This window comes from Photobacterium sp. GB-210 (assembly GCF_003026075.1).
GTDB lineage: Bacteria > Pseudomonadota > Gammaproteobacteria > Enterobacterales > Vibrionaceae > Photobacterium.
Window position 1 is genome coordinate 100458 of record NZ_PYNU01000004.1, and the last position, 11745, is coordinate 112202.

General features: G+C 43.6%; 11 protein-coding genes. 1 reads left to right on the plus strand and 10 read right to left on the minus strand.

The annotated features are described in order from the left end of the window. Window positions 1-136 precede the first annotated feature (136 nt). From fdhF to C9J38_RS08735, 10 genes are all read right to left on the minus strand, one after another. Complete coding sequence (gene fdhF / locus C9J38_RS08690; RefSeq protein ID WP_107206726.1) at window positions 137-2281, minus strand: formate dehydrogenase subunit alpha; 2145 nt, start codon at window positions 2279-2281, stop codon at window positions 137-139. Between the two features lie 55 nt (window positions 2282-2336). Beyond that, the gene (locus C9J38_RS08695; RefSeq protein WP_005366157.1) at window positions 2337-2885 is read right to left on the minus strand and encodes a 4Fe-4S binding protein; all 549 of its coding nucleotides are present in this window, start codon (window positions 2883-2885) and stop codon (window positions 2337-2339) included. Window positions 2886-3162: 277 nt separating this feature from the next. Further along, entirely contained in the window at window positions 3163-3657 is a 495-nt protein-coding gene (gene hycI, locus C9J38_RS08700) for a hydrogenase maturation peptidase HycI (protein ID WP_107206800.1), read from the minus strand. A 32-nt stretch (window positions 3658-3689) separates the two neighbouring features. Further along, on the minus strand, window positions 3690-4154 hold the full coding sequence (locus C9J38_RS08705) for a formate hydrogenlyase maturation HycH family protein (protein WP_107206727.1): 465 nt from the start codon (window positions 4152-4154) through the stop codon (window positions 3690-3692). Further along, the gene (locus tag C9J38_RS08710; RefSeq protein WP_107206728.1) at window positions 4147-4980 is read right to left on the minus strand and encodes an NADH-quinone oxidoreductase subunit B family protein; all 834 of its coding nucleotides are present in this window, start codon (window positions 4978-4980) and stop codon (window positions 4147-4149) included. Before C9J38_RS08710 ends, C9J38_RS08705 begins: the two co-directional genes overlap by 8 nt. Continuing rightward, window positions 4977-5525: a formate hydrogenlyase complex iron-sulfur subunit gene (locus C9J38_RS08715; RefSeq protein ID WP_045132255.1), complete on the minus strand. Its 549-nt coding sequence runs from the start codon at window positions 5523-5525 to the stop codon at window positions 4977-4979. The genes C9J38_RS08710 and C9J38_RS08715 overlap by 4 nt, the downstream gene beginning before the upstream one ends. 8 nt (window positions 5526-5533) lie before the next feature. After that, a complete protein-coding gene (locus C9J38_RS08720) occupies window positions 5534-7288 on the minus strand; it encodes an NADH-quinone oxidoreductase subunit C (protein WP_107206729.1) in 1755 nt (584 codons plus the stop codon). A 9-nt stretch (window positions 7289-7297) separates the two neighbouring features. After that, window positions 7298-8251, minus strand: coding sequence for a respiratory chain complex I subunit 1 family protein (locus C9J38_RS08725; RefSeq protein WP_107206730.1), 954 nt, complete (start codon window positions 8249-8251; stop codon window positions 7298-7300). Next, complete coding sequence (locus tag C9J38_RS08730) at window positions 8251-10185, minus strand: proton-conducting transporter membrane subunit (protein ID WP_107206731.1); 1935 nt, start codon at window positions 10183-10185, stop codon at window positions 8251-8253. Before C9J38_RS08730 ends, C9J38_RS08725 begins: the two co-directional genes overlap by 1 nt. Next, window positions 10182-10796, minus strand: a complete 615-nt coding sequence (locus C9J38_RS08735) for a 4Fe-4S dicluster domain-containing protein (RefSeq protein WP_045083233.1) — start codon at window positions 10794-10796, stop codon at window positions 10182-10184. Before C9J38_RS08735 ends, C9J38_RS08730 begins: the two co-directional genes overlap by 4 nt. Before the next feature lie 291 nt (window positions 10797-11087). Here C9J38_RS08735 and C9J38_RS08740 point away from each other — a divergent pair, with 291 nt between their 5' ends. Next, entirely contained in the window at window positions 11088-11741 is a 654-nt protein-coding gene (locus C9J38_RS08740; protein WP_107206732.1) for a YoaK family protein, read from the plus strand. Window positions 11742-11745: the final 4 nt, after the last annotated feature.

The following is an 11745-nucleotide window of genomic DNA, read 5'->3' on the forward strand; positions in this document are numbered from 1 at the left end:
TAGTAGCAATATACAGCAAAGCAATGAAATATAAGGTTTCCAAATTTAAAATATACAATATTCTATCTTGGAAACCTTATTTTCATTAATGGTTTATTTGAGTAGTAAAATAAACAAATACACTCATTTTTTGTTATTAAGCATTAACAACATGGCTCTTCAAGCGTGCTTTCAAATTACTGTACTCTGTTTGTACGTAATTTTCCGCCCATGACTGATCTTCAATATTTTCTACCTTAACGGCACAATATTTAAATTCAGGTGTGCTTGAAATCGGATCCACATGCTCAATGGTTAATTCATTACATGCACCAATCCACCATTGGTAAGTCATGTATACCACGCCCTTATTTACACGCTCATTATAGTTTGCACGTGAAATAACTTTACCGCGACGTGATGAAACCCAAACCAATTGTTGATCGTCAATACCTAACTGACGTGCATCATCCGGGTGCATCTGCACATAACCCGGTTCATCTTCCAATGTCTGTAATGCAGAACAGTTACCCGTCATTGAACGACAAGAGTAATGGCCTACTTCACGCACAGTAGATAATACTAACGGGTATTGGGCATCTGGTTGTTCTAATGGCGCACGCCATTCCGCAGCAATGAACTGACCTTTACCTGATGGTGTACTGAATTTATTACCTTCAAACAAGAAAGGTGTACCCGGATGATCCTCAGTTGGACATGGCCACTGTACAGATTTTAACCCTTCCATCTTCTCGTACGTTGCACCTGTATATAGTGGTGCAAGGTGACGCATCTCATCCCAAATTTCTTGGGTATTTTGATAAGACATTGGGTAACCCATACGGGTTGCTAATAAACTGAAAATTTCCCAGTCAGGTTTCACGTCTCCCGGTGGTGTAATCGCTTTATAGAAGCGTTGGAAACCACGGTCGGCGCTACTGTATACACCTTCATGCTCACCCCAGCTTGTCGCAGGGAAAATCACATCAGCAAATTCTGCTGTTTGTGTCATGAAGATATCTTGAACAATCACCAATTCCATCTTGCGCATGGTTTCACGCATCGCTGCAAGATCGGCTTCAGTTTGTGCTGGATCTTCACCGAAAACATAAAATGCTTTACAGATCCCTTCCTCAACTTTGTGACCAATTTCTGTTAAGCGGTAACCCGGCTTACCAGATAATTGTACACCCCAAGCCGCTTCAAATTTTGCACGAATGTCGGCATCTTCTACTGACTGATAACCTGGGAACTGGTGTGGCAACATACCCATATCACAGGTACCTTGTACGTTGTTTTGTCCACGAACAGGACCACAACCTACACCTTCACGACCAAAGTTACCGGTTAATAATGCAAGACCGGCTAAACCACGCACAACATCAACAGCTTGTCCGTATTGGGTAACACCCATACCCCAAAGGATCATCGCTTCAGGTGCTGCCGCATAAGTACGTGCCGCTAAACGAATATCTTCCGCTTTTAAGCCTGTTGTTGTTTCAACACTTTCAGGTGTATAACGAGATACAAGCTCACGGAACGCATCAAAGCCTTCAGTGTTATTTGCAACGTACTCTTTGTCGTATAAGTTTTCTTCAATAATGACATTCGCTAACGCATTAACCAGTGCCATGTTTGAACCGTTCTTCAACGCTAACCATTGATCAGCGACACGTGCAGATTCGATCTTACGTGGGTCGCAAACAATGATCTTCGCACCATTAGCGCGAGCCTTAAGAATGTGCCTTGCTACAACTGGGTGAGAATCAGCCGCGTTGTAACCGAATATGAGTAAACATTTTGTTTTTTGAATTTCGGGAATGGCGTTACTCATTGCGCCATTACCTACTGTTGTCTCCAGACCGGAGACTGATGGAGCGTGTCACACCCTGGCGCAGTGATCGACGTTATTCGTCCCTATCACCGCACGTGCGAGCTTCTGCATCACATAGTTAGCTTCGTTACCTGGACCGCGCGCAGAACCCGTTGTCATGATCGCGTCAGGGCCATATTGCTTCTTGATTGCCATTAGCTTTTCGCCGGCAAAATCAATAGCTTCTTCCCATGAAACCGCTTCTAACGCAGCATCGCGTGTACGGCGGATCATCGGTTGCTTCAAGCGTGGAGTTAATAAATTGGTGTCGTTAAGGAAATCCCAGCCATAGTAACCTTTTAAACACAGTTGACCTTCGTTGGTACGGCCATCTGCAGGCTCTGCTGCAATTACTTTGTTATTTTCGACAACCAATTTTAGTTTGCACCCAGTACCACAGTAGGGACAAACAACAATTGATTTTTTCATACTAACCTTAGGTTGTAATAATAAACGTCAATAGCATTGTGATTAAACAATCACCTTAGCAACCTGTTGCTACTACAGCGCTCATTGCCGCTGCTTCACGTTTTTGTTGGCTCGTTTCAGTCAACGTCTCAGGTTCAATGATTCGAATCGCACCAGTAGGACAAACTTGAACACAAGAAGGGCCTGACTCTTGGTGATGACATAAATCACATTTTAATGCTTGGGTTTGCGGTACTTTGCGCGTAAACAACGCAGCACCTTTTGTCTCTTCAACCATCGTTGTCACCACATTCATTGCACCGTAGGGGCATGCAATAACGCAGGTTTTACAACCGATACAACGAGATTGAATCACTTTGACAAAACCATCTTCTAATACGATGGCGTTATTGGGACAAACCTGAGCACACGGCGCATCATCACATTGACGACACATTACAGGCGTAGTTACATGGGCATTTTTCACGACGGTTAAACGTGGTGCAAAATCCGATGGTGCCATTCCTGCTACCGTATTTTCTGCTTGATGCGATAACGCACAAGCGATTTCACAAGTTCGGCATCCAATACACAAATTTGGATCTGCAAAAACAAATCGGTTCATGGTGTATCCCTTGTTGATGTCGATACATCGCAATACATATCCGCATTGCGATACCTTATAAGCATGAGCTATGCCAGTTTTTACACCTTGAACAGCAAAAACGCAAACTATTAATATTTAAGACAAAAAAATAAAGCCTGATCGAAATCAGGCTTTATTTATAGCAATGAACATGTCTGATATGTATCGATAACCATCATCGACACACTTCGTCACATCTCATCGACACCTTATCGACAGGCCAACGATTAAGCATCGTCACTGTCGCAGTTTACTGCTAACAGTGGGTGAATCCGCCCGAGCCTTGCCAAGTTGGTAATTGTTGATAAATTTGCTCAACACCTTGTTGTACCATTTCCGTTAAAGGGAATGAAAAAGCAACAATCGCAGGCTGTATACCAATGAAGATCACTTCTGGTACAAAGGTCTTTAATTCATCGATTAAGAAATTCAACGGCAAACTGTGGGTCGACACCACATACATATCAACGATAGTCTCAGGATCAATAATTCGTACTTCCCCTGCTTCTTCACCAATATCTGCAGCATCAACCACCAGCACCCGTTTCGGCATTGCTTTACGAATAAGGTGTAAGCAATCCTCAGGCATCGAGCCGCCTTCCAGCACGCTCCAATCCGCTATCGGATTCTCTTTCATCATCTTTGCGAGTAATGGACCAGCACCATCGTCTGCCATCATGCTGTTACCAACCGTCAATACAATATTGCTGACCGACAGATCGACATCGTCATTCGACACCGTTACGCCCATGACAGAAGAGAGGTTAATTTCCTCTAGCACAATTACTGTCCTCCTCGGATCATCATGTACATGGTTGGTTCGCGATGAATATCCCCTAAGGCTGCAATAAACCCATGGGTTAACTGCTTTGACTTCTCACTTTGAGTCGTACTATTAATACCATCAAACGCCAGTGCCAACATGTTTAAATGCTCGGGATAAATCGTGATTTCACCAAACACTAGAAAACCTTTCATTTTACGAAATGCTTCACCGCTTTGGTCTAATCCACTGATCCATTCAAGATACTCATGACCTGAGCATTTCAATACCGCATCTAAGCAATCGACCACACCAAGATGGTGACCAATCGCCAAGCTGTAGTACATAATTTGCTTGGCTTCTTCTGGTACATCGTAGCTTTCATCAACAAACTTGCGACCCAAGCTGTAGAAATACACATTCTGCTCAAGGTGACGAGATTGCGTTAACTCTTCAGGTAAATCGGCAATCTTGCTATTAGGCATTTTCGCCTCCACAGCACGCTTTTTGCTCTGCCCCGCACGCAGGTTGTCCCGTTAATGCAGCCATGGTTTTGCTCAGCAGAATATTCACGATTTCGGTTAAACGTGGATCGTCTTTTTCCGCTAAGTAAGCAGCAATCTTGCTATCAACGTTATCCGCACTACAGGTTGCCAATACATCCATCACTTCATCTGCAATACGTTGGCCTTGAACATAACCGGCAAGTAAGCGGGCTTGACGCTCAATCATCACCTTAATATCCAGTGGAATTTCAGTATGTTTAAGGCTCGCTTTTTGCTCATCAGGATTGTGTGTTTTCGCTTTCAGTTTCTGATCAAGTAGGCCTAATGCTACTGCAAAACCATAAATCGTTGCCGCAGGTGTTGGAGGACAGCCCGGAATGTAGACATCAACAGGTACAATCTTGTCAGTACCGCCCCAAACACAATATAAGTCGTGGAAAATACCGCCATCACAACCACATGCACCATAAGAAATCACAATTTTAGGATCAGGCGCCGCTTCATAAGCACGAAGCGCGGGTGCACGCATTGCGCGAGTCACAGCCCCCGTAAAGAGAAGAATATCGGCATGGCGAGGCGATGCAACAACCTTAATACCAAAACGCTCAGTATCAAATACAGGGGTTGTGGCTGCAAAAATTTCGATTTCACAGGCGTTACAACCACCACAGTCAACACGGTAAACATACGCCGAGCGACGAATCTGCTTAATAAGCGCGTCTTTTAATTTCTGGCTATTAGGCGGTAATGGAACAGGAACAGTTTGGGTATGAGCTGTACCATTTAGCTGTTTAATACCTTTCACATTTCCTCCTCAAGGTAACGTAGATGGCTAACGTTTTCGCTATCTAGCATATTGTTACTGCGACGACACTCAGGACAGGTTTCTAATTGTTGGCGACGTAACTCTAATTGATCAGCTGAAACACCCGTTTGTGCCAAAGTGTCTAGCACATAGTCCAATAGCTTTTTCGCTACAAACGGACGCTCACATTGGCGACAATTCGCCAGTTGGAACACCGCATGTTCGTACAGATCTTCTTTTCGGGTTACCGCTAATTCAAAGTTCTGCGAAAGCTTAATGGCTTTCGTTGGGCAGACTTCTTCACAGCGACCACAGTAAATGCATCGCGCCATCGACAATTCCCAACGGCGTGTACCGGCTTTTTCGTCAGTTTCCATCACCAACGCATTGGCAGGACAAGCACGCATACACGCAGCACAAGACAGACACTGATCTGCATCTAGCTCTGGCTTACCACGGAAGTCTTCATTCACTTCCAATGGTGCGAATGGGTATTTGGTTGTGACTTCACCGGTTTTTAAGACGGTCTTTAATAACTTAAACACAACGCCTCCTACAGCTTAAACGGTGAGTTTTTACGGTCGATGCTGTACTGCTCAATCGCTTTATATGGAATAGTTTTGCTTCGCTTCTTCTTCGTATCGACAATGGTGACACGGTCAGTACATGAGTAACATGGATCTAAACTACCGATAATTAACGGCGCATCAGCAACGGTGTTACCTCGTAACATGTAGCGTAACGTAGGCCAGTTCGCATACGTTGCTGCACGACAACGCCAGCGGAATAGTTTTTGGTTATCCCCTGTCATGCTCCAGTGCACGTTTTCACCACGCGGCGCTTCAGTAAAGCCCAACGCAAACTTATTCGGTACGTAGTTAAAACCTTCAGTGAGAATTGCACCCGGTGGTAGGTGATCAAGGCCGTATTCAACAATATTTAGTGAATCAAATACTTCACGGATACGAACCATCACACGTGATTGCACATCACCGCCGTCCATGGTTTGTAATTCCATTGGAACATCACCGTAAGACTCTAAAGATTGTCCATGAATAATACGTACATCACGCTTAAAGCCGCTAGCACGAATAAGTGGCCCAACAGGGCTGTAATCACGAGCAACTTGCTTCGATAAAATACCTACACCTGCAATACGGCTTTCGATATTAGGTGTTGCTAGAAGCACTTCCACCAACTCAGAAAAGGTTTTGCGTACTTCTTTGACCATCGCAATACCTTTTAAGCGTTGATCTTTAAGAAAATCTCGACGTACACCACCAATTAAGTTCATACCGTAAGTTTTACGGGCACCTGTTAGTAGCTCAGCAAGCTCCATAGTCTTTTCACGGACACGGAAGAACTGCATGAAACCTGAGTCAAAACCAACAAAGTGGCTAGATAAACCAATGTTTAGTAAGTGGCTGTGTAGACGTTCAACTTCAAGTAAAACAGTGCGGATCATCTTGGCGCGGAATGGCACATCAACCGATAACGCATTTTCAATCGTGTTGCTGTAACCCACACTATGGGTAAAGCCACAAATACCACAAACACGGTCCGTTAACTGCGCGACCTCGTGGTAACCCATGCGTGTTTCTGCCAGTTTTTCCATCCCACGGTGAACGTAGAACATACGGTAATCCGCATCAATAATGTCTTCACCGTCAACGAATAAACGAAAGTGGCCCGGTTCATCAGAGGTAATGTGTAATGGACCAACAGGTACAATACGGTTGCTGTCATCACCTAACTGATTATCAAAATTATAAGTTTCAGTTTCTGTGGTAGGTTGCGGACGCTGACGGTAATCCATCGCATCTTTACGTAGTGGGTGGAGATCTTCAGGCCAATCATCAGGAAGGACTAAACGACGTTCATCAGGTAAACCTACTGGACGTAAGCCGTACATATCACGCACTTCACGCTCGCCCCACACAGCAGCAGGAATGGTTGGCGTAATAGAAATAAACTCTTGGCTATTGGCATCAACCAGTACTTTTACCGTTACCCAACTTTTAACTTCCCCTTCCATAGAAAGCGCGTGATAAACCGCAAAGTGACCATTTAAGGTACGCTCGTCATTACCGAATGTAACGGTCAGCCAACCGCCTTGATCGTAATAAAGCCACTTCATCACTTCGACCAAAGAGGTCATTTTTACCGTGATGGTCACTTGATTATCCGTTTGCCACTCTTCATCAATAATGGCTGATGGAAAGAAATGATTCACACCATCGACATACTGTTTGCCAATCCGATTTGATTGCGGTTTAGTGGCATATTGTTCAAATGTATTGTTTGTCATTACTGTTTCTTACCAACCAAAAATTAAAAAGATAAGTGCCAACACGGCCACTAAAAATACAGGGAAAATAGCGCGGTGGATTTTCATAAAGCGGAAACGCGCCATGGTGTTTTCCGCAATACCTGCAATGAAGAAAACCACAAAAAGCTTGATGAATAAGATCACGGTTGCTGAAAATAAGCTGCCGAAACCTAATGATTGGGCTTTACCCCAAGGAATAAAAATCGCAAGGAAGAACTGAGCGACAACGAGCTGTTTTAGACCTAGGCCTAATTTCACCATCGCTAAACCAGCACCTGAGTATTCAGTCACAGGGCCTTCTTGTAGCTCTTGCTCTGCTTCTGCACTATCGAACGGTAATTTACCCATCTCAATAAACAGTGCAAATGCACACACAAGACCTGCCAAGATAATCGCTAATGGCGAATGCCAGCTGTCATTTGCCATCGCATGGCTAATATAACCAAGATCGGTTGTACCCATTGCTAATGCAACAACTACAATCGACAGGATCAGCATTGGCTCAACCAAGATACCAAGAGTCAATTCTCGGCTACTACCTAAGCCACCAAACATACTGTTTGAATCAATACCTGATAACGCAAAGAAGAAACGGAAAATAGCCAATAAGTAAATATCGGTAATAATATCGCCCGAAATAGGGAAAGGTGACACTTGCGTCACGGTTGGCAATGCCATACCGATCAACATCATAGTGATCACCATTACCCAAGGCGTGATCCAGAAAATAAAGCCTGCATTTGACGGTGATACCGACTGGCGCTGCAATAACTTATAAATATCGCGGTAGTCTTGGAGTACTCCCGGCCCTTTACGAGAATGAATTTTAGCGCGAATAACACGGGAAAATCCGGTGGCTAAAGGGGCAAGCAGTAGCATCAATAAAGCCTGAACAACAGCTAGCGTGATCCAACTAGCAGAAGGCATTTCAAGTGGGGACATTAGCAACTCACTCCTGAAATGAAAGGAAAGAACAACACCACAAATAGCGCAGCCGCACAGCACATAATGCAGACTTTTCGACCATCAAGTTGACTACCGTCAGCTACCGCAAATAAATGTGGTAAGACATGACGATCAATCAAAGATTGCTTTGGACGGTTGTCATAAATAAGGCTAAACATATGACGCATTGGACGCGTAATACCTTCGGCAGAAACTGTCATACGCTGCTCATATTGGTAACCACACGCCCAAGGATCACCTTGTTGACGACGTACCAAACGACGTTGACGGAACACATAAAGCAATATCGCTGGAACCAGTGCTAATAGCGCTAGCATAATCGCAATTACAGGGGTAGAGAGGATCGCTTGATCAGCCACTGCTGGATAAACCGCACTGCCTGTTGCAACAGAAACAGGGCCAAGATGAAGAATTGAAGATGCAATATCAGAGAAATAAGGTGCAATCCAAGGCGAGCCCACACCTAATACAATACATAATATCGCTAACATCGTTGTTGCTGTTGTCATGCCAGCGCCCACTTCACGAGTATTCGCCGCTTGTCCTGTTTTCGGTGCACCAGTAAAGCAGATACCGTAAACCTTCACAAAACACATACAAGCTAATGCACCTGTTAGTGCCAGCATTACCATACCGAACGGGCCAAACAACATATTTGCTGCGGTTCCTACTTTACCCATGCTAAATAGTGATTGATAAATAAACCACTCAGACACAAAACCGTTAAACGGTGGCAACGCACAAATCGCTAAGGTACCAATTAAGAACGCAATGGCTGTTTTTGGCATGGTCTTACCCAAACCGCCCATCTTATCCATGTCTTTGGTATGCATACGGTACACAATAGAGCCTGAGCCTAAACACAATAAGCCTTTGAAGATCGCATGGTTTAATAAGTGGTATAAACCACCCAGTAAGCCCAATAGCGCAAGCACTGGATGATGGCTTGCGATACCAATCATACTGACACCGACACCAATTAAGATGATGCCAATATTTTCAATCGTGTGGTAAGCCAATAGACGCTTAATATCATGTTCTGCTAACGCATACATTACGCCTAAAACAGACGATACCGCACCGAAGATCAGAACAAGGAAACCCCACCATAACTGGGTTGCGCCAAGGAAAATAATACTGAATTTTAAGATGCCATAGATACCAATCTTCACCATCACACATGAGATCAAGGTAGAGCAGTACGAAGGCGAAATAGGATAGGCTTTAATTAACCAACCGTGTAAACCAACACCCGCTGATTTAATACCGAAACCAACTAACGCTAATAGGAAGGTTAATGATGCAAAGCCAGCACTTATTGGTGTAGTAGTGAACGCACTAAAGTCATAGCTATGGGCATTTATCGATAGGATCAAAAATGCAGCCATGATCAAAAAGCTAGCAATATGATCGACAATAAAGTAATTCAAACCAGCCTTACGACTTGCCAAACTACCATCGCTGATCACAATCAACCATGATGCGATTGAGACCACTTCCATAAACACCATAAAAGTGATCACATTGGCTGAAATCACTAATACCGTCATTGCCGCAGCAAAGATGTTAAATAGGATATTGATTTTCCAACCCGATTTACCCAGATATTCTTTTAAATAATTAATCGAATAAATAGACGCCGCCATGGTCACTATGGATATTACCACCACCATTAAGGCTGAAAGCATATCCATATTCACCATACAGCGCGTCGCCAGTGCAAAATCGGCTGAGTCATAATGACCCACAATGGTAGACACACCCGCTAAAACACCAAACACGCCACCAAATGCACTAATCACACCCGCCAAACGTAAACTATCACGTTCATCCTTACGACCAAGCCAAGAAATAAGGGCTGCTACACCGTAGCTGATCACAGCAAATAAAACTAAAACTAACGGATTCATTTGTTCATAGCTCCTGATTTCACAGAAACGGCACTGTCAGCCGCGCTTTCACGTTTACTGTGGCGTGCTTTCATCACTTTACTCTCATCAATCAACACAATTGCTTGAGTAGGACAGACTTGTGCACAGGCAGGCCCTTGTTCACGAAAACCACATAAATCACATTTCACTGCGATACTTTTCACGCCCGGTTCCCATGCCAAAATATCTTGACCAAAAGTGCTAGGTATTGACGTTGATGGGTTACTAGAACGAGGAGTAGAAGGGATATAGGTATCGTAACTGTTTGCCATCGCAATTGGTCGACTACCATCAAAAGCGATAGCACCAAACGGACACGCGACTGCACATAATGTACAACCAACACAAAGCGACTCGTTAAGAACAACACGATCTGCTTGTTTAGAAATAGCTTGTACCGGACATACAGCCGCACAAGGCGCGTCTTCACAGTGACGACACATAACAGGTGCCGTAGCATTGTCATGTTTAACCACGGTAAGACGAGGATGGCTTTGCAGTCCGACTTTTTTATGTTCTTCGGAGCACGCTGCCATGCAGGTGCCACAACCGATACATTTGTCGGGATCTGCAACAACAAAGCTTTTCATGATCTTTCCAGTTAATTGCAAAAAGCATCACAAAAAGCAATAATCATACCAATAAGGTATCTTTGTGTTTTATTAGCTAAAGATCATTCACTTATACCTAGCGCGCTCTCCTACTCTTCACTTTTTATTACTACTAAAAGGAAATAAACATAGGATGTTCGCCTATCGACACTGCTATCGACACCTTATTTCGACAGTAGTGTCGACACAAAACCACAAACAAGAAAAAACTGTTTTATAATTGAGCTTCATGCGATGGACATTTACCACCTAACTTTATGAATATGACTAATGATTAAGAAAAAACACCTTCATTCAACCATGCCCTTCTATCTGCTTTTTATTGCAGGTATTGTTGATGCTATTGGCTTTATCCATCTGAAAAATGGCCTGTTTATCTCTTTTATGAGTGGTAACACAACCCATGTGGGCATACTGTTAACCTCAGGCAATACACCACAAGCGTGGCACTACATTGGGGTTATTGTATTATTTGTTTTAGGTGCTGCCGTCGGCGAAGCTATCGCGATAGCTAACAAACCTTTTTATCGCAGTATGATCATGGCGCTAGTCACATTAGTGCTATCAGCAACATTGTTTGTTGAGCCTATCGCTAAACCAATTGTGACCAATTTCTTCTTAAGCTTTGCTATGGGTATTCAAAATATCGCACTGCGATTAACCATTGAAAAATCAACCGCACTCACTTACGTAACAGGTTTTTTGGTTAATACTGGACGTTCTATTGCCATGCTATTAATGGGTGAAGGCGATCGTAGCACGTTTTTTCGCCATTTCAGCTTATGGTTATCCATCTTTCTTGGCGCAATTGCAGGAACACAAGTGATGGATTACTCCTTCAAATATGCATTACTTCTCCCGATCATCTTAAGCTTAATTGCAACAGGCATTTTATTCTGGACCCATGAAATTGCGGATGATTAATAGT